The sequence below is a fragment of the Rhodococcus sp. NPDC003348 genome (assembly GCF_053589375.1).
On the sequence record NZ_JBSFRT010000017.1, the window covers coordinates 81,231 to 100,638 of the forward strand.

16 protein-coding genes are annotated in these 19,408 nt (G+C 68.0%); 13 read left to right on the forward strand and 3 right to left on the reverse strand.

What is annotated here, in order from left to right:
• Positions 1–141 precede the first annotated feature (141 nt).
• Genes ACWDU4_RS13755 through ACWDU4_RS13785 form a run of 7 tightly spaced genes read left to right on the forward strand, consistent with a single transcriptional unit; the run spans position 142 to position 9,552 of the window.
• Positions 142–933 carry a TIGR03084 family metal-binding protein gene (locus ACWDU4_RS13755; protein ID WP_450114462.1) on the forward strand — a complete coding sequence of 264 codons (792 nt, stop codon included), beginning with the start codon at positions 142–144 and terminating at the stop codon, positions 931–933.
• Positions 930–2,693, forward strand: coding sequence for an acyclic terpene utilization AtuA family protein (locus ACWDU4_RS13760; RefSeq protein WP_450114463.1), 1,764 nt, complete (start codon positions 930–932; stop codon positions 2,691–2,693). Before ACWDU4_RS13755 ends, ACWDU4_RS13760 begins: the two co-directional genes overlap by 4 nt.
• Positions 2,690–3,841, forward strand: a complete 1,152-nt coding sequence (locus tag ACWDU4_RS13765; RefSeq protein WP_450114464.1) for an acyl-CoA dehydrogenase family protein — start codon at positions 2,690–2,692, stop codon at positions 3,839–3,841. Before ACWDU4_RS13760 ends, ACWDU4_RS13765 begins: the two co-directional genes overlap by 4 nt.
• Positions 3,842–3,875: 34 nt before the next feature.
• Entirely contained in the window at positions 3,876–5,474 is a 1,599-nt protein-coding gene (locus ACWDU4_RS13770) for an acyl-CoA carboxylase subunit beta (RefSeq protein ID WP_450114465.1), read from the forward strand.
• 7 nt (positions 5,475–5,481) lie between these two features.
• Positions 5,482–7,581: an acetyl/propionyl/methylcrotonyl-CoA carboxylase subunit alpha gene (locus ACWDU4_RS13775; protein ID WP_450114466.1), complete on the forward strand. Its 2,100-nt coding sequence runs from the start codon at positions 5,482–5,484 to the stop codon at positions 7,579–7,581.
• A gap of 4 nt (positions 7,582–7,585) precedes the next feature.
• Positions 7,586–8,746 (forward strand): acyl-CoA dehydrogenase family protein, encoded by a 1,161-nt coding sequence (locus ACWDU4_RS13780; protein ID WP_450114467.1) that lies wholly within the window; start codon positions 7,586–7,588, stop codon positions 8,744–8,746.
• A 2-nt stretch (positions 8,747–8,748) separates the two neighbouring features.
• Positions 8,749–9,552 carry an enoyl-CoA hydratase family protein gene (locus ACWDU4_RS13785; RefSeq protein WP_450114468.1) on the forward strand — a complete coding sequence of 268 codons (804 nt, stop codon included), beginning with the start codon at positions 8,749–8,751 and terminating at the stop codon, positions 9,550–9,552.
• Positions 9,553–9,633: 81 nt separating this feature from the next.
• Here ACWDU4_RS13785 and ACWDU4_RS13790 read toward each other — a convergent pair whose 3' ends face one another.
• Entirely contained in the window at positions 9,634–9,768 is a 135-nt protein-coding gene (locus ACWDU4_RS13790; protein WP_450114469.1) for a hypothetical protein, read from the reverse strand.
• Between the two features lie 167 nt (positions 9,769–9,935).
• On the opposite strand from ACWDU4_RS13790, the gene ACWDU4_RS13795 reads away from it, so the two are divergent.
• Positions 9,936–10,595, forward strand: coding sequence for a TetR/AcrR family transcriptional regulator (locus ACWDU4_RS13795; protein ID WP_450114470.1), 660 nt, complete (start codon positions 9,936–9,938; stop codon positions 10,593–10,595).
• Positions 10,596–10,628: 33 nt separating this feature from the next.
• On the opposite strand, the gene ACWDU4_RS13800 is transcribed toward ACWDU4_RS13795, so the two are convergent.
• Both ACWDU4_RS13800 and ACWDU4_RS13805 read right to left on the reverse strand, forming a co-directional pair.
• Entirely contained in the window at positions 10,629–12,326 is a 1,698-nt protein-coding gene (locus tag ACWDU4_RS13800) for a DUF5615 family PIN-like protein (protein ID WP_450114471.1), read from the reverse strand.
• Positions 12,327–12,530: 204 nt separating this feature from the next.
• On the reverse strand, positions 12,531–12,788 hold the full coding sequence (locus ACWDU4_RS13805; RefSeq protein ID WP_450114472.1) for a hypothetical protein: 258 nt from the start codon (positions 12,786–12,788) through the stop codon (positions 12,531–12,533).
• 409 nt (positions 12,789–13,197) lie between these two features.
• Here ACWDU4_RS13805 and ACWDU4_RS13810 point away from each other — a divergent pair, with 409 nt between their 5' ends.
• The 5 genes from ACWDU4_RS13810 to tuf all read left to right on the forward strand — a co-directional run bounded on the left by ACWDU4_RS13810 (position 13,198) and on the right by tuf (position 19,266).
• Positions 13,198–14,622 (forward strand): wax ester/triacylglycerol synthase domain-containing protein, encoded by a 1,425-nt coding sequence (locus tag ACWDU4_RS13810; RefSeq protein WP_450114473.1) that lies wholly within the window; start codon positions 13,198–13,200, stop codon positions 14,620–14,622.
• A 273-nt stretch (positions 14,623–14,895) separates the two neighbouring features.
• A complete protein-coding gene (gene rpsL, locus ACWDU4_RS13815) occupies positions 14,896–15,270 on the forward strand; it encodes a 30S ribosomal protein S12 (RefSeq protein WP_345349761.1) in 375 nt (124 codons plus the stop codon).
• Positions 15,270–15,740, forward strand: coding sequence for a 30S ribosomal protein S7 (gene rpsG / locus ACWDU4_RS13820; RefSeq protein WP_345349758.1), 471 nt, complete (start codon positions 15,270–15,272; stop codon positions 15,738–15,740). The genes rpsL and rpsG overlap by 1 nt, the downstream gene beginning before the upstream one ends.
• A 144-nt stretch (positions 15,741–15,884) precedes the next feature.
• Positions 15,885–17,987, forward strand: a complete 2,103-nt coding sequence (gene fusA, locus ACWDU4_RS13825) for an elongation factor G (protein ID WP_450114474.1) — start codon at positions 15,885–15,887, stop codon at positions 17,985–17,987.
• Positions 17,988–18,075: 88 nt separating this feature from the next.
• Complete coding sequence (gene tuf / locus ACWDU4_RS13830; RefSeq protein WP_450114475.1) at positions 18,076–19,266, forward strand: elongation factor Tu; 1,191 nt, start codon at positions 18,076–18,078, stop codon at positions 19,264–19,266.
• Positions 19,267–19,408 lie beyond the last annotated feature (142 nt).

Below are 19,408 nucleotides of genomic sequence, written 5' to 3' on the forward strand. Positions count from 1 at the left end.
CGTTGAACGCTAATGCGGCGCAACGGTGTTCGTGCTTCCGGCAAGGGAGGTGGGGGTCCGTCCGTTCAGATAACAAGCATGCGTGCTTGCTTTTTTGTCGACGCGGGGTGATCCTGGACACATCATCGTGGAGGGAGATGCATGGCCGAGCTGGAAACGGTGGTCGCGGACCTGCTTGCCGAGGGCGCCGGGCTGGACGCACTGGTCGCCGACCTCGAGGTGGGCGGGTGGCGCACAGCCACGCCTGCTCCGGGGTGGACGATCGCGCACCAGATCGGGCATCTCGCCTGGACCGATCGCGCCGCCCTGCTGTCGGTGACCGACCCGGACGCCTTCGCGGAGTCGTTGACAGCGGCATGGGCGAACCCCACGGGATTCGTCGACGAGGGCGCCGAGGCGGAGGCCCGGCGGCCGCCGGCCGAACTGCTCGCGGACTGGAGGGCCGGCCGTGACGCCCTGGCGAAGGCATTGGCCGAGGTGCCCGCCGGAAGCAAACTGCCGTGGTACGGCCCGCCGATGAGCGCGATGTCCATGGCGACCGCGCGGCTGATGGAGACCTGGGCGCACGGACAGGATGTCGCCGCCGCGCTGGGAGTCGTGCCCGAGCGCACCGACCGGCTGCGGTCGATCGCGCACTTGGGGGTGCGTACCCGCGACTTCGCGTACGCCGTGCACGAACTGCCGCCGCCGGACACGGAGTTCCGGGTCGAGCTCGTTGCGCCGAGCGGTGAGCTGTGGGTGTGGGGGCCGGAGGACGCTTCCCAGCGGGTGACCGGACCTGCCCACGACTTCTGCCTGCTGGTGACGCAGCGGGCGCACCGCGACGATCTCGCGTTGACGGCGACCGGCGACGACGCCGACACCTGGTTGGGCATCGCCCAGGCGTTCGCGGGGCTGCCCGGCGCCGGGCGCGAACGAAAGGCGGGCGAGTGAGCAGGACGATCCGGATCGGAAACTGCTCCGGCTTCTACGGCGACCGGATCTCCGCGATGACGGAGATGCTCACCGGCGGTGAGCTGGACTACCTCACCGGCGACTACCTGGCCGAGCTGACCATGCTGATCCTCGGCAAGGACCGGATGAAGGACCCGGGCCTCGGCTACGCCAAGACCTTCCTTCGGCAGATGGAGGACGGCCTCGGCCTGGCGATGGACAGGGGCGTCAAGATCGTCGTCAACGCGGGTGGGCTCAACCCCGCCGGTCTGACCGCGAAGCTGCGCGAGCTGGCCGACCGGCTCGGCGTGCCGGCACGGATCGGGCACGTCGAGGGCGACGACCTGACGTCCCGCGCCGGCGAACTCGGGCTGGGGCAGCCGCTGACCGCCAACGCGTACCTCGGCGCCTGGGGTATCGCCGAGTGCCTCGCGGGCGGTGCCGACGTGATCGTCACCGGCCGCGTCACCGACGCGTCGGTCGTGGTGGGTCCGGCGGCGCACCACTTCGGCTGGCAGCGAACCGATTACGACAGGCTGGCCGGTGCGGTGGTGGCCGGGCACGTCATCGAGTGCGGTACCCAGGCGACCGGCGGCAACTTCGCGTTCTTCACCGAGATCGCCGACCTCACCCGCCCCGGGTTCCCGATCGCCGAGATCCGCGAGGACGGATCGTCGGTCATCACCAAGCACGCAGGCACCGGTGGCGCCGTCACCGTGGACACCGTCACCGCGCAGTTGATGTACGAGATCCAGGACGCGCGATACGCCGGACCGGACGTGACCGCGCGGATCGACACCGTCGCACTGACGCAGGAGGCCCCGGACCGCGTCGAGATCTCGGGGGTGCGCGGCGAGGCACCACCGCCACAGCTGAAGGTCTCGCTCAACACCCTCGGCGGATTCCGCAACGAGATGGCGTTCGTGCTCACCGGACTCGACATCGAGGCCAAGGCCGACCTCGCCCGCACCCAGCTCGAGTCGTGGCTGACGGTGCGCCCGGCGGAGCTGACCTGGGACCTGGCGCGTCTGGACCGGCCCGACGCCGAGACGGAGGAACAGGCCAGCGCGATCCTGCGCTGCGTCGTCCGCGACCCCGACCCGAACAAGGTCGGCCGCGCGTTCTCCAATGTGGCCGTCGAGCTAGCCCTGGCCAGCTACCCAGGCTGCACCTTCCTGTCGATGCCGGGCAACGGCTCGGCATACGGCGTGTACACGCCGGGATATGTCGACGCGGGGCAGGTTCCGCACGTGGCGGTGTTGCCGGACGGTTCCCGGGTCGACGTCGCACCCGCCTCCGAGACCCGGCCCCTCGCCGCGGTGGCCGCTCCCGTGCTGCCGCAGCCGCTGCCGGACGGTGAGACCCGGGACCTGCCGTTGGGCACCGTGGCCGCCGCGCGCAGCGGCGACAAGGGTGGCAACGCGAACATCGGCGTCTGGGTCCGCACCGACGAGCAGTGGCGCTGGCTCGCGCACGCGCTCACCGTCGACGAGGTGCGCCGGCTGCTGCCCGAGACGGCGGAGCTGCCGATCACCCGCACACTGCTGCCGGAGCTGCGGGCGGTGAACTTCGTGATCGAGGGGATCCTCGGCAAGGGCGTCGCCTACCAGGCCCGATTCGACCCGCAGGCCAAGGGACTGGCGGAGTGGCTGCGCTCGCGGCACCTGCCCATCCCGACCGCGTTGCTCGACCAGACCACGACATCCGACCCGGCACGCCCGGGCCGGGCTCGAGATCCACTGCAGGAGGCCACCTCGTGACCGACGACTGGAACACCCCGGAGCGCCGCGAACTACGGGAAACCGTGCGCCGCTTCATGGACAAGGACGTCCTGCCGCATCAGGACGACTGGGAGCGGGGTGGCGAACTGCCGCGCGACCTGCACCGCCGCGCAGGCGAACTGGGACTGCTCGGTGTCGCCTTCCCGGAATCCGTCGGCGGCGGTGGCGGCGATCCGATCGACGCGATCGTGGTCTGCGAGGAGATGCACTACGCGGGGTGCTCGGGCGGCCTCTTCGCCTCCCTGTTCACCTGCGGGATCGCGCTGCCGCACCTGATCGCGGCCGGTGATCCCGAGCAGATCGAGAAGTGGGTGCGACCGACCCTCGCCGGGGATCTGATCGGCTCGCTCGCCATCACCGAACCCGGTGGCGGCTCCGACGTCGGGCACCTGACCACCCGTGCGGTGCGGGACGGCGAGGACTTCATCGTCAACGGCGCCAAGACGTTCATCACGTCCGGCTGCCGCGCCGACTTCGTGGTCACAGCGGTCCGCACCGGTGGCGAGGGCGCGGGTGGGGTGTCGCTGCTCGTGATCGAGAAGGGCACACCGGGATTCACCGTCTCGCGCAAACTGGAGAAGATGGGCTGGCTCGCCTCGGACACCGCGGAACTGTCGTTCGCCGACTGCCGGGTTCCGGCCGCGAACCTGGTCGGTGCCGAGAACACGGGCTTCGCCCAGATCGCCCAGGCGTTCGTCACCGAACGGGTCGCGCTCGCCGCGCAGGCGTACTCGAGTGCGCAGCGTTGCCTGGACCTCACACTCGAGTGGTGCCGCGACCGCGAGACGTTCGGCCGGCCGCTGATCAGCAGGCAATCCGTGCAGAACACCCTCTCGGAGATGGCGCGCAAGGTCGACGTGGCCAGGGTCTACACCCGCACCGTCGTCGACCGGTACACCGCGGGTGACGAGAACGTCCTCGCCGAGGTGTGTTTCGCAAAGAACACGGCGGTCGAGGCGGGCGAGTGGGTGGCGCACCAGGCGGTGCAACTGTTCGGTGGGCTCGGTTACATGCGCGAGTCGGAGGTCGAGCGGCAGTACCGCGACATGCGGATCCTCGGCATCGGTGGCGGCACCAACGAGATCCTGACCTCCCTGGCCGCAAAACTTCTGGGTTTCCAAGCGTGACCGGCTTCCAGCCTGACAAGTGGGGTAGCAGACGATGACACTGATCGGATCGACATTGGACACCGCGGGTGAGGGATTCGTCGCCGCCGCGGAGTCGATGCAAGCCAAACTCGCCGAGGTCCAGGGCGAGTTCGACAAGGCGCTCGCCGGAGGCGGCGAGAAGGCCGTTGCCCGGCACCACAAGCGGGGGAAGCTGCTCGCCCGGGAACGGATCGAGCTGCTGATCGACGAGGACTCACCGTTCCTCGAACTCTGCACGCTGGCTGCGTGGGGCAGCGAGTTCCCGGTGGGCGCCAACGTGGTCACCGGTATCGGGGTGATCGAGGGCGTCGAGTGCATGATCGTCGCCAACGATCCGACCTCGCGCGGCGGTGCCAGCAACCCGTGGACGATCAAGAAGACCTTCCGGATCAACGAGATCATCGAGCAGAATCGGCTGCCCGTGATCTCCCTGGTCGAGTCCGGTGGTGCGGACCTGCCCACCCAGAAGGAGGTCTTCATCCCGGGCGGTCGGATGTTCCGGGACCTGACCCGGGCCTCGGCGGCCGGAATCCCCACCGTGTCACTGGTGTTCGGCAACTCGACCGCCGGCGGTGCCTACATTCCCGGCATGTCCGACCACGTGGTGATGATCAAGGAACAGTCGAAGGTCTTCCTCGGCGGACCGCCGCTGGTGAAGATGGCGACCGGCGAGGTGTCCGACGACGAGTCCCTCGGCGGTGCCGAGATGCACGCCCGCAAGTCCGGGCTCGCCGACTACTACGCCCAGGACGAGTACGACGCGATCCGGATCGGCCGGAACATCGTCAAGCGGTTGAACTGGCGCAAGCAGGGGCCCGCGCCCCGAGCGGAGGTGATCGAGCCGTTGCACGACGCCGAGGACCTGCTCGGCATCGTGCCCACCGACCTGAAGATCCCTTTCGATCCCCGCGAGGTCATCGCCCGGATCGTCGACGGCTCCGATTTCGACGAGTTCAAACCGATGTACGGCAGCTCTCTGGTCACGGGATGGGCGGAGCTGCACGGGTATCCGGTCGGCATCCTCGCCAACGCGCGCGGCGTGCTGTTCTCGGAGGAAGCGCAGAAGGCCACCCAGTTCATCCAGCTGGCCAACCGCGCGAACACCCCGCTGATCTTCCTGCACAACACCACCGGCTACATGGTCGGTAAGGAGTACGAGCAGGGCGGCATCATCAAGCACGGCGCGATGATGATCAACGCGGTGTCCAATTCGACGGTGCCGCACCTGTCGATCCTGATGGGCGCCTCTTACGGTGCCGGGCACTACGGCATGTGCGGCCGGGCCTACGATCCGCGCTTCCTGTTCGCCTGGCCCAGTGCGAAGTCCGCGGTGATGGGGCCGGCCCAGCTCGCCGGTGTCGTGTCCATGGTGATGCGCGGCAGCGCCGAGGCGAAGGGGGTGCCGTTCGACGAGGAGGCCGACAAGGGCATGCGCGCGATGATCGAGGCCCAGATCGAGGCCGAGTCGCTGCCGTTGTTCCTGTCCGGCCGGGTCTACGACGACGGCATCATCGACCCGCGCGACACCCGCACCGTGCTGGGAATGTGCCTGTCCGCCATCGCCACCGCCCCGATCGAAGGCACCGCGAACTTCGGTGTCTTCAGAATGTGAGCCCTTCGTGACTGTCCCCACTTCCCGGAACGCGATCACCTCCGTACTCGTCGCGAACCGCGGCGAGATCGCCCGCCGGGTCTTCGCGAGCGCGCGTTCGGCCGGCGTCGCCACTGTCGCGGTGTACTCCGACGCGGACGCGGAATCTCCTCATGTCCGGGAGGCCGACGTCGCGGTGCGCCTGCCCGGAAACACCCCCTCCGAGACGTACCTGCGGGGCGAGAGAATCGTCGAGGCCGCCCTGGCCGCCGGTGCCGATGCCGTCCATCCGGGCTACGGATTCCTTTCCGAGAACGCCGAATTCGCCAAGGCCGTACTGGACGCCGGCCTGACGTGGATCGGACCGCCCGTCAAGGCGATCGAGCTGATGGGCTCGAAGGTCGAGTCGAAGAAGATGATGGCCGCCGCCGGCGTTCCGGTGCTGGCCGAACTCGACCCGGCACACGTCACCGAGTCCGATCTTCCGGTGCTGATCAAGGCGTCCGCCGGTGGTGGCGGCCGGGGGATGCGGGTCGTACGCGCGCTCGGCGACCTGGCGGGGCAGATCGAGGGCGCCCGCGCGGAGGCGCAGTCCGCGTTCGGTGACCCCACCGTCTTCTGCGAGCGGTACCTCGAGACCGGCAGGCACATCGAGGTACAGGTCATGGCCGATGCACACGGCACGGTCTGGGCGGTGGGGGAGCGGGAGTGCTCGATCCAGCGCCGCCACCAGAAGGTCGTGGAGGAGGCGCCGTCTCCCCTCGTCGACCGGCTCGAGAACGCCGGTAAAGGCATGCGCGCCAAGCTGTTCCAGGCCGCCGTCGATGCGGCCGCAGCGATCGGGTACGAGGGCGCGGGCACCGTCGAGTTCCTCGCCGACGAAGACGGTGGCTTCTACTTCCTGGAGATGAACACCCGCCTCCAAGTCGAGCACCCGGTCACCGAGCTCACCACCGGACTCGACCTGGTGGACCTGCAGATGCAGGTCGCCCGGGGCGACGCGCTCGGTGAACGGCCGCCTGCCGCGTCCGGCCACGCGATCGAGGTCAGGCTGTACGCGGAGGATCCCGCGCAGGAATGGCAACCCCAGTCGGGCGTCGTCCACACCTTCGAGATCCCCGGTGTGGATGTCGAATTCGGGGTTCCGGGTTCCCGGCGCGGGTTGCGACTGGACTCCGGCATCGTGGACGGTTCGACGGTCGGCGTCCACTACGACCCGATGCTGGCGAAGGTGATCGCCTGGGCGCCGGGCCGGCAGGATGCGGCCGGCCTGCTAGCCGCCGCACTGGCGAAGGCGAAGATCCACGGACTGGTCACCAACCGGGACCTGCTGGTGAACGTGCTGCGCCACCCGGCCTTCCTGGGCGGGGACACCGACACCGCCTTCTTCGACCGGCACGGTCTGGACGTGCTCTCCACGCCGGTCGCGTCACCGGAGGCCGAGCGGGTCTCGGCCCTGGCCGCGGCGCTGGCCCTGGCCGCAGGCAACCGCGACGCGGCGCGGGTGAACGGCGGGCTGCCGAGCGGATGGCGCAACGTGCCGTCGCAACGTCAGCGCAAGGTCCTCGGGGGCACCGGCACCCACGAGGTCGACTACCGCATCGGGCGCCGTGGCGAACTGGACACCGACTTCGTCGCGGGCGTACAGCTCGTGTCCGCCACCGCCGAGACGGTTGTGCTCGCAGTCGGAGGACTCACCCGTCGCTTCGCGGTGGCCCGCTACGGCGACCTGGTGTGCGTCGATTCGTCTCTGGGCGCGTGCGCATTCCGGGCGCTGCCGAGGTTCGTCGATCCGTCGACTGTGGTGGCGGCCGGCTCGCTGCTGGCCCCGATGCCGGGCGCGGTCGTTCGGGTCGCTGCCGTGGTCGGTGACCGGGTCACGGCGGGTACCCCGATCCTGTGGCTCGAAGCCATGAAGATGGAGCACACCATCGCCGCGCCATCCGACGGTGTGCTCACCGAACTGAATGTCGCCGTCGGCCAGCAGGTCGACGTCGGCGCGGTCCTCGCGATCGTCGACGACACCGCGCCCGAGGGCACCGCGACACCTGAAAGCACCGCGACACCCGACAGCACCGCGACACCCGACAGCACAGTGACACCCGACAGCACCGGAAAAGGGGAGTGAGTCGATGAGTTTCATCGAGACCGACGAGCAGAAGGAACTGCGGGCCGCGGTTGCCAAGCTCGGCGAACGCTACAACTACGTCGACTACGTGCTGCCGCGTGCGCGCAAGGGCGAACCGTTGACCGAACTGTGGAACGAGGCGGGCAAGCTCGGCTTCCTCGGAGTGAACCTGCCCGAGGAGTACGGGGGAGGAGGCGCGGGGATCTACGAGCTGGCACTGGTGCAGGAGGAGCTGGCCGCGCAGGGTGCCGGACTGCTGCTCGTGGTGGTGTCCCCGGCGATCTGCGGGACCATCATCGGCAAGTACGGCACCGACGAGCAGAAGCGGACCTGGCTCCCTGCGCTCGCCGACGGCAGCAAGATCATGGCGTTCGGCATCACCGAACCGGACGCGGGATCGAACTCGCACCAGATCACCACCACCGCCCACAGGGACGGGGAGGACTGGATCCTGCGCGGGAACAAGATCTTCATCTCCGGTGTGGACCAGGCCGACGCCGTCCTGATCGTCGCTCGCACCGAGGATCACCGGTCGGGCCGGCTAAAGCCCGCGCTGTTCATCGTCCCCACCGACGCCGAGAACTTCGTGCGGACCCCGATGGAGATGGACATCGTCGAGCCCGACCATCAGTTCACCCTGTTCCTCGATGACGTCCGGCTGCCGTCCGACGCCCTGGTGGGCTCCGAGGACGCTGCGCTGATGCAGCTGTTCGCGGGCCTGAATCCGGAACGCATCCTCGGTGCGGCCATGGCGGTCGGTATGGCCCGGTACGCGATCGACGCCGCCGTGAAGTACGCGCGCGAGCGCACCGTCTGGAAGACCCCGATCGGCGCACACCAGGGCATTGCGCATCCGCTTGCCCAGTGCAAGATCGAGCTCGAGCTCGCGAAGCTGATGATGCAGAAGGCCGCGACCCTCTACGACGGTGGCGACGACTTCGGTGCCGCGGAGGCGGCGAACATGGCCAAGTACGCTGCCGCCGAGGCCGCCATCAAGGCGCTCGATCAGGCAATCCAGACGCACGGCGGCGGCGGACTGACCAAGGAGTACGGACTGGCCGCGATGCTCGGCGCCGCCCGGATCGCCCGCATCGCGCCGGTGAGCCGGGAGATGATCCTGAACTTCGTCTCCCAGCACTCGCTCGGACTGCCGAGGTCGTACTGACGATGGGGACCGAGCAGAGCCCCGGCCCCTTCGTCCGCTACGAGGTGGCGGGAGGTTTCGCGACGCTGACCCTGGACTCCCCGCACAACCGCAACGCGATCTCGACGCGGTTGGTGGGTGAGCTTCGGCAGGGCCTGACGGATGCGGCGGCAGACGAGGGAGTCCGCGCCGTGGTCCTGACGCACACCGGCGGCACGTTCTGCGCGGGGGCCGACCTGTCGGAGGCCGCGGCGGTTCCGGACGCCGATCCGGCGGAGCTGGCGGCGCAGCGCACGAGGCAGATGACCGAGTTGCTGCGGGCCTTCCTGGAACTGCCCAAGCCGATCGTCGCCCGCATCGACGGGCACGTCCGGGCCGGCGGGATGGGTCTGGTCGGAGCGTGCGACCTGGTGGCGGCGGGGCCGTCGAGCACCTTCGCACTGACGGAGTCGCGACTCGGGCTGGCGGCGTCGATCATCTCGCTGACCGTGCTGCCGCGGATCTCGTCGCGCGCGGCGGGCCGCTACTTCCTGACCGGGGAGAAGTTCGGGCCCGTCGAGGCCGAGGCGATCGGGTTGATCACGGCCGCGGCCGACGACGTCGATGCCACCGTGACGGCGTGGCTGCGGGAGTTGGCGCTCGCGTCGCCGCAGGGGCTGGCGGAGTCGAAGCAGCTGACCACTGCCCGGTTGCTCACGGACTTCGACAGGTACGGCGATGGCCTGGCGGCGCAGTCCGCCCGGCTGTTCGGCACCCCCGAGGCGATCGAGGGGATGACCGCTTTCCTGCAACGTCGGCCGCCTGCGTGGGCACCCGACCGGTCCTGACCGGGAAACGATCGTGACCAGGAGACGAAGGAACCCGCGCACGAACTTCGTGCGCGGGTTCCTTCGCGGTCCAGCGGGGGATTACGCCTCCGGGAACAGGCCCGCGGCAGCCTCGGAGGAGCCGGCGAAGAAGCTCAGGGCGCCGGCGAAGTCGCTGATCGCGCCGGTGAAGTCGGCGGCGAAGTCGAGGAAGGGGATGATCTCAGCAGAACCCATGAGGTGCTCCTAGTGTCTGTGTAACGGTCGTACAACGAGTGGCCCCCCTCTAGGAGCCACCTCATTCGTACCGTGCCCGATTTGTGATTTCAATGTGATCTGCAACCTGAAACGTGGAGTTTCCCCGTGTGTTACATGGGGGCGCGTGAGGAGGACCGAGGTAACCGATGCGTGAACCGCAGCAGGACCGCAGCAGGATGACCAGGCAGCGGCTGCTCGAGGCAACCATCGACTGCCTCGCAGAACAGGGCTGGGCCGCGACCACGGTCGGAGTGGTGGCGAGCCGCGCGGGCGTCTCGCGCGGCGCCGCACAGCACCACTTCCCGACGCGTGAGGACCTGATCACCGGCGCGCTCGAGTTCATGTTCGATTCGAGAATGCAGCAGGCCCGCGAGGAGGTGGTCGACCTCCCGGTCGGCCTGGACCGGACGACCGCGGTCGTCGAACGCCTCGTCGACTACTACACCGGCACCCTGTTCAAGGCGGCACTCCAGGTGTGGACGGCCGCAGCGTCGGATCCAGCGCTGCGCGAGCGCGTGCTGCCGCTCGAAGAGCGCTTCGGTCGCACCGCGCACCGGGTCGCGGTCGACCAGCTCGGCGTGGACGGCACCGACCCCCGGATTCGCTCGCTCGTCCAGGCGACCCTCGACCTTGCGCGTGGTCTGGGTCTCGCCGACGTACTCGCCGACGACTCGCGGCGCCGCCGAGAGATCGTCCGGAGCTGGTCGCAGCAACTCGACGCCGCACTCTCGGGCGAAGCCTCGGGCCGATGGGACCTGACGGATTCCGGCCGGACGAGCGAGGCGAACACGCCGACGCCCCGGTGAACACGGGGTTCACCGGGGCGTCGACGGGATGGGTCAGGCCCGCCGCAGCGGCAGTTCCCGAGCCCGGATCCGCTCGCTGTCGAGCGTGACCAGCGAACCGGTGTGCAGTGCGTTCAGGATCACCGGCGCGCAGGTCGCGATCACCGAGGTCTGCTCCGCGATCTTCGCGCCCGGTCGGCGCAGCACGAGCAGGCTCGGAGCGACGGCACCGGAGTCGGCCAGGTCGTCGAGGTAGCTCAGCTCGTTGGTCACCAGGATGCGGTTCTCACGGTTGGCCGCGTCGAGCGCCTGACCGTTGTGACCGGCATCGGCACCGACGTCGCGCAGATGCACGGCGTCGTACCCTTCGGCACGCAGGCCCTCGGCAACCTGGGGGCTGAGGTTCTCGTCGATCAGGAACCGCAGGCCGTCGACCGCGCCGGTGGAGGCGGAGGTGATGGCGTCGGCGTAGGCGACGTTCTGGTTGTCGACGCCGCCGAACCGTCCCAGGGCGGTGTCGAGCTGGGTGTCCGGTCCGGTCGACTTGGCATTCAGCCAGGCCAAACCGGCCAGGCCCGCGGCACCGGCCGCGCCGAGCCCGGCGGCCTTGCCTGCGACCGAGCCGATTCCGCCGCCGTTGCCCGTCACCGAGCCGAGGTTCGGCGCCTTGACGTCGGCGCCCGTGGTGGCGAGATGGCGCGCGCCGCCGAGGTTCGGCGACTTCACGTCGACGTCCGGGGTCTTCAGCCGGGTGGCGTCGACGTCCGGCGTCTTGAGTCGGGTGGCGTCGACGGCAGGCGTCTTCAGATTCGGTGCGGCGCCACGCGGTGCGTTGACCGAACCGCCCCGGCGGCGGCCGACCAGGCCGGCCAGGCCGCCCGCAGCGCCCGCGATGGCCAGACCCGGAATCAGCGCCCACCACTTGGAGTTCGAGTCGGAGTCGGAATCGACGTCGGCAACTTCCACGTCGGTGGCTTCGAGGTCGACGTCCGGAACGTTCACACCGGTGGGCGCGGCGACACCGGTCGGCGGGTTCACCACGGCTCCGGGAGCGAGGCCGGGAACCGAGACGTCGAGACCGGCGAGTTCGGCACCGATCGCGGGCGGCACGGTGACGAATCCGTTCGCCTTGCTCCAGCGGACCTCGACCGGGTTGCCGTCACGACCACTGAAGGTCTGGGTGTAGACGTCGCCGACCAGAGTGGTGTCGCTGAGCGGGCTGCCGAGCACACCGTTGGTGGCACCCAGGTGGGACCAGGCGGTACGGATCGGGCCGCGCACCAGCCAGGCGCCCTTCTCCGGGCTCCAGTAGATGGTCGCGCCGTCGGGCGCCGAGAACTCACTGAAGCGGGCCGCACCCGGCTCGTCGGAGTCGGACTCGTCATTGGTGGGAAAGCCGATGTCGCCGGCGCCGCCACCGAGGACCAGGTACTTGTCGAGGATCACGCCGTACATCACCTGCGCGCCCGTCTCGGGTGACCAGACGATCTTGCCGCCCTGGAAGTCCTGCGCGACACCGTCCGTTCCGAACTTGTACGGCTCGCCGACCGGCTGGCCCAGGGGGTTGGACGCACCGCCCACCTCCTGGTGGTGCGCGGCAATGGCCGCGTCGGCGGCGGTGTTTCCGGACTGGGCGAACGCGGGACCACTGAGCAGCACCGCGCCACCGATCGCGGCGGCGAAGCCGAGGCCGGCGAGGCGCACAACGGGTGCCTTCCTGTTCGGCGACGAGTTCGTGGGGGATGTGTTCATTGGGCTCCTTGAGACGTGGCACGGGGCCGGGTGCGCCGGTGGTGATGGCCGGCAAGAGATGTTTGTCGCTGGAGCGTCGGGTGCGAATCTTCTCGCTCGCGAACAGTGATTTGCCATACAGTTGCGAGCCGGTCGGATCGGTGAACCGATATGCCGTGAATTTAGTGCCGCGGCGCGCCGAGGAATTTCGTCACCCGGCGCGGATCAGCGGGTGGCGGCCTTGGACTTGGTGGTGACGTTGAGGATGGCGGAGATCGCCGCGCCCACGACGCCGCCGATTCCGACCTGGCCGAGAATCTGGGAAAAGTCGAGCCCACTGCTGGTCACGGCCTGGATGATGGCACCGGTGATGCCGCCGCCGACAGCGCCTGCGGCGCCGTTGCCCAGTGGGCCGAGTGGATTCTTGGCGCCGCCGATTCCGCCGCCAATAGCCCCGCCGAGGAGGCCGAGAAGCCATTCCATTGAATACTCCTTACCTAGGGAATAACTGGACATTTCTGAGCAGACCGTACGATATGGACGGTCTTTCAAATCGGCAGCGCGCCTTTCGGCGTGTCGAGAATTCGGGGTGCATATCGAACAGGGCGGCCGGCGGTGCCTCTGCGCCGATGCCGTGGGGCGCTCGGCGCCCGTGGTCGTGGGGGCGCCCGGCGCCCGTGGTCGTGGGGGCGCCCGGCGCCCGTGATCGTGGGTCGCTCGGCGCCCGTGGTCGTCCGCTCGTGAGTGCGTCCGGTCGGTGGATCTCCCGGAGCGTCACAACTTTCCCGGCACGTGGTGTCGGACACTCCTCTTCGGTGGAGTCGAACTACGATGACGACTTCGAGGGGACTGTCCGGTACGTGCGGCATCGACTCCGGCGAGGCGGAACTTGATGGACCAATTGACACCAACCGATTCGACTCATGTCCTCATGGAATCCGGGACCCACATCCCCCGGATCGTCGACGGCTACATCTTCGATGCCGATGGACTCCCCGGGAGCATCGATCTCGAGGACGTACTCGAGTGGGTGAGGCCGCGGATCGAACATTCCGCGGTCTTCCGCAGCCGGATTCAGCGTTATCCCCGCGATGTGGACTTCCCGTACTGGGTGCCGGACCCGGACTTCGACCTGCGCAACCACGTCACCGTCGAGGCCGCGCGCGGCCCGGGATGGCCCGCGGTCCGCGATCGGATCGCCGTCCTCTGCGGGGAACGGCTGCCACCGGGCCGGCCGCCCTGGGAGTTGCTCGTCATCACCGGCATGACGGAGGTCGACGACGTTCCCGACGGTTCGTGTGTGGTGGTGCTGAAGGTCCATCACGCGGTGGGCGACGGGATGGAGACCGTCGAGCTTGCCCGGGGACTGTTCGCGCAGCAGCCGCTACCGCCGGGCCGGCCCACGCCTGCGGTCACCCCTGCCGCCGCGCTGCTGCGCGCGATCGCGCGCGCGCCGGTGGGCGCCGCCCGGCTGGCGTGGGGGTCCGCCCGGGCGCAGGTGCTCACCCGTGCCGCAGCCAAGGCGAGCGCGCGGGGGGAGGTGCTCGCCCCGCGATGGCGATGGCCCTCGACCAGGTTCAACCGCCGACAGGGCCCGGGCTTCACCTTCGATGCGGTCACCTTCGACCTCGCCGAGATCGGCGCGGCGCGGTCGCGGTTTCCCGGGATCACGGTCACCGACGTGGTCATCGAGGTGATCGCGAACGCCATGGTGTCCTATCTGCGGGAGCACGGTGAGGAACCACCGGAGTCGCTGGGCGGGAAGGTGTCCTACTCGACCCGGGGGACGGCCGAGTCGAAATCCCGCAACAACTTCGTCGTCCTCTCGGTCGACCTGCACACGGACATCGCGGATCCGATCGAACAACTGCACGCGATCCACGACTCGATGGATTCGGAGAAACGCAGATTCCGGCATCCGGCGGTCGCCGAGTTGTCCTCGGCGCTCGAGTGCGCGCCCGCGCCGTACGTCAACTGGCTGGTGTGGAGGCGCTCGCAGCTCCCGATCGGTGAGGGCGAGACGGTGGCGCTCGGAAACACCATGATCTCGAACGTGCCGCGGCAGTCCGACGACATGCGATTCCTCGGGAGTCGGGTGATCGGCGGCTTCGGTGTTCTCGGGATCGGCGACGGATCGTGCCTGAACCACTACATTGTGACCGTCGGCACGCGGGTGACCGTGACCTTCGGCGTCGACCAGGCGCGAATGCCCGACACCGGCCGGTACGTGACCCTGTTGCGGGAGGCGTTCGATGATCTGGCTCGAGCCTGCCTCGGGCCGGTCCCGCAGACCCGTCCGGCAGACCCGCCGCTTTGACCTCCACGCTCGCCGACGGGTATCGTTGACGGTCGTGTCCGGACTTCCCGGGCCGATTTGTGTGCCTAGCGAGGTAGTCGCGCGCGCAATCACGTCGTCTCGGATGTGAATGTGTGAGCATTCGGCTGCCTGTGTGGGGGTATGCGACACGCCCGACCTCGTGGTCGAGGAATGGGTGAGGAGCAGCGTTTTCTTGCTCCAACTGCTAGATCCCTGAATACACAACGCCAGGTTTGCCTCCGGGCAAGCGGCGAAGAAGAAGAAAGCCGGTATATGCCAACCATCAACCAGCTGGTCCGCAAGGGGCGGCGCGACAAGCCGTCGAAGCAGAAGACCGCTGCACTGAAGGGCAGCCCGCAGCGTCGTGGCGTGTGCACCCGCGTCTACACCACGACCCCGAAGAAGCCGAACTCCGCGCTGCGTAAGGTCGCCCGTGTGCGCCTGACCAGCTCTGTCGAGGTCACGGCGTACATCCCCGGTGAGGGCCACAACCTCCAGGAGCACTCGATGGTGCTCGTCCGTGGCGGTCGTGTGAAGGACCTCCCGGGTGTTCGCTACAAGATCATCCGCGGCTCGCTCGACACCCAGGGTGTCAAGAACCGCAAGCAGGCGCGTAGCCGCTACGGCGCGAAGAAGGAGAAGGGCTGATGCCTCGTAAGGGTCCCGCTCCCAAGCGGCCGCTCGTCGCGGATCCGGTCTACGGTTCGCCGCTGGTCACCCAGCTCGTCAACAAGATCCTGCTGGACGGCAAGAAGTCCACGGCCGAGCGCATCGTCTACGGTGCCCTCGAGCAGGCGCGGGAGAAGACCGGCACCGATCCGGTCGTCACCCTCAAGCGCGCGCTTGACAACGTCAAGCCCGCCCTCGAGGTCCGCAGCCGTCGCGTCGGTGGCGCCACCTACCAGGTTCCGGTCGAGGTTCGTCCGGGTCGCTCCACCACGCTGGCGCTGCGCTGGCTGGTGACCTTCTCGCGGCAGCGTCGTGAGAAGACCATGGTCGAGCGTCTGGCCAACGAGTTGCTGGACGCCAGCAACGGCCTGGGCGCGTCGGTCAAGCGTCGCGAGGACACGCACAAGATGGCCGAGGCCAACAAGGCGTTCGCGCACTACCGCTGGTGATTCGACGCCGGGCGGCACCTTGCAATCGAGGTGTCGCCCGGACGTCGTCACTGCAGTGTCGGGTCCTTCAACGGACCGGCTGCCAACACAAGAAGAATGTGGTCCGGGTAGGGCCGACACGAGCTACGAGCGGGGAAGAATCCTGTGGCACAGGAAGTGCTGACCGACCTGAACAAGGTCCGCAACATCGGCATCATGGCGCACATCGACGCCGGCAAGACCACCACCACCGAGCGCATCCTCTTCTACACCGGTGTGAACTACAAGATCGGTGAGACCCACGACGGTGCGTCGACGACGGACTGGATGGAGCAGGAGAAGGAGCGTGGTATCACCATCACCTCCGCTGCTGTCACCTGTTTCTGGAACAAGAACCAGATCAACATCATCGACACCCCCGGCCACGTCGACTTCACGGTCGAGGTCGAGCGTTCGCTGCGCGTCCTCGACGGCGCGGTCGCGGTGTTCGACGGCAAGGAAGGCGTCGAGCCCCAGTCCGAGCAGGTCTGGCGCCAGGCTGCCAAGTACGACGTTCCGCGCATCTGCTTCGTCAACAAGATGGACAAGATGGGCGCGGACTTCTACTTCACCGTGCAGACCATCATCGACCGCCTCGGCGCGAAGCCGCTGGTCCTGCAGCTGCCGATCGGCGCCGAGGACGACTTCGATGGCGTCGTCGACCTCGTCGAGATGCGCGCCATCACCTGGCGCGGCGTGGTGCCGACCGGCGCCGAGCCGACCATCGAGGAGATCCCCGCGGATCTGGCCGACAAGGCCGCCGAGTACCGCGAGAAGCTGCTCGAGACCGTCGCCGAGTCCGACGAAGCTCTCATGGAGAAGTACTTCGGCGGCGAGGAGCTCACGGTCGAGGAGATCAAGGGCGCCATCCGCAAGATGACGGTCGCCTCCGAGCTGTACCCGGTGCTCTGTGGCTCCGCGTTCAAGAACAAGGGCGTTCAGCCCATGCTCGACGCGGTCATCGACTACCTGCCGAACCCCCTCGACATCGGCGAGGTTCACGGCCATGCCGTGAACAACGAGGAAGAGGAACTGGTCCGCAAGCCCAGCAAGGACGAGCCGTTCTCGGCTCTGGCCTTCAAGATTGCGGCGCACCCGTTCTTCGGCAAGCTCACCTTCGTGCGCGTCTACTCGGGTCGTATCGAGCCGGGTGCCCAGGTCCTCAACGCGACCAAGGGCAAGAAGGAGCGCATCGGCAAGCTCTTCCAGATGCATGCCAACAAGGAGAACCCGGTCGACGAGGCCGTCGCGGGCCACATCTACGCGATGATCGGCCTGAAGGACACCACGACCGGTGACACCCTGTGCGACCAGGCGAACCCGATCGTCCTCGAGTCGATGACGTTCCCGGACCCGGTCATCCAGGTCTCGATCGAGCCGAAGACCAAGTCCGACCAGGAGAAGCTGGGCACCGCGATCCAGAAGCTCGCCGAAGAGGACCCGACCTTCTCGGTCGAGCTGGACGAGGAGACCGGCCAGACCGTCATCGGCGGCATGGGCGAGCTGCACCTCGACATCCTCGTCGACCGTATGCGTCGCGAGTTCAAGGTCGAGGCCAACGTCGGCAAGCCGCAGGTCGCGTACCGCGAGACCATCACCAAGGTGGTCGACAAGCACGAGTTCACCCACAAGAAGCAGACCGGTGGTTCCGGCCAGTTCGCGAAGGTGATCATCGCGCTCGAGCCGTACGTCGGCGAGGACGGCGAGTCCTACGCGTTCGAGAACAAGGTCACCGGTGGCCGCGTTCCGCGCGAGTACATCCCCTCCGTCGATCACGGTGCGCAGGACGCGATGCAGTACGGCGTGCTCGCCGGCTACCCGCTGGTGAACCTGAAGCTGACGCTGCTCGACGGTGCGTACCACGACGTCGACTCCTCGGAAATGGCCTTCAAGGTTGCCGGTTCGCAGGCGCTGAAGGAAGCCGCCCGCAAGGCCGGCCCGGTCATTCTCGAGCCCATCATGGCTGTCGAGGTCACCACGCCCGAGGACTACATGGGCGACGTGATCGGCGACCTCAACTCCCGCCGTGGCCAGATCCAGGCCATGGAGGAACGCAGTGGTGCCCGTGTCGTCAAGGCGCTGGTTCCGCTCTCGGAGATGTTCGGTTACATCGGTGACCTGCGGTCGAAGACCCAGGGTCGCGCGAACTTCTCCATGGTGTTCGATTCCTACGCAGAGGTTCCCGCGAACGTCTCGAAGGAAATCATCGCCAAGGCGACCGGCGAGTAACCTCGGTCTCGTCGACCGCAGTACGACCAAAGTAATAACAACCGCACTGCTGCATACCGCAAGCACAATCAGTCCAGGAGGACATCCAGTGGCGAAGGCGAAGTTCGAGCGGACCAAGCCGCACGTGAACATCGGCACCATCGGTCACGTCGACCACGGCAAGACCACCACCACGGCTGCGATCACCAAGGTGCTGGCCGACAAGTACCCGGATCTGAACGAGAGCTTCGCTTTCGATCAGATCGACAAGGCGCCGGAGGAGAAGGCTCGTGGTATCACGATCAACATCTCCCACGTCGAGTACCAGACGGAGAAGCGCCACTACGCGCACGTCGACGCTCCGGGTCACGCGGACTACATCAAGAACATGATCACCGGTGCCGCCCAGATGGACGGCGCGATCCTGGTCGTGGCCGCCACCGACGGCCCGATGCCGCAGACCCGTGAGCACGTGCTGCTCGCCCGCCAGGTCGGCGTGCCCTACATCCTCGTCGCCCTGAACAAGGCCGACATGGTCGACGACGAGGAAATCCTCGAGCTCGTCGAGATGGAGGTCCGCGAGCTGCTGGCCGGCCAGGAGTTCGACGAGAACGCCCCGGTCATCCCGATCTCGGCGCTCAAGGCGCTCGAGGGCGACGCCAAGTGGGTCAAGTCCATCGAGGACCTGATGGCTGCCGTCGACGAGTCCATCCCGGACCCGGTTCGTGAGACCGACAAGCCGTTCCTGATGCCGGTCGAGGACGTCTTCACGATCACCGGTCGTGGCACCGTCGTCACCGGTCGTATCGAGCGTGGCGTCGTCAACGTGAACGAGGAAGTCGAGATCGTCGGCATCCGCCCGGAGACCACCAAGACCACGGTCACCGGCATCGAGATGTTCCGCAAGCTGCTCGACCAGGGCCAGGCGGGCGACAACGTCGGCCTGCTCGTCCGTGGCATCAAGCGCGAGGACGTCGAGCGCGGCCAGGTCGTCATCAAGCCGGGCACCACCACCCCGCACACGGAGTTCGAGGGCCAGGCGTACATCCTGTCGAAGGACGAGGGCGGCCGCCACACCCCGTTCTTCAACAACTACCGCCCGCAGTTCTACTTCCGTACCACGGACGTTACGGGCGTCGTGACCCTGCCCGAGGGCACCGAGATGGTCATGCCCGGTGACAACACCGAGATGTCCGTCGTGCTGATCCAGCCGGTCGCCATGGACGAGGGCCTGCGGTTCGCCATCCGTGAGGGTGGCCGCACCGTCGGCGCCGGTCGCGTCACCAAGATCATCAAGTGATCATTGATCACCAGTTGATCTAGCAGTACCAAGCAGGACGGCGTCCACCCCTCGGGGTGGGCGCCGTTCGGCGTTTCCGCAGGCGCCTGCGGCGCTCGTGCGTGGTCAGGGCACTCGCGAACCACGCACGAGCGGCGGAAGC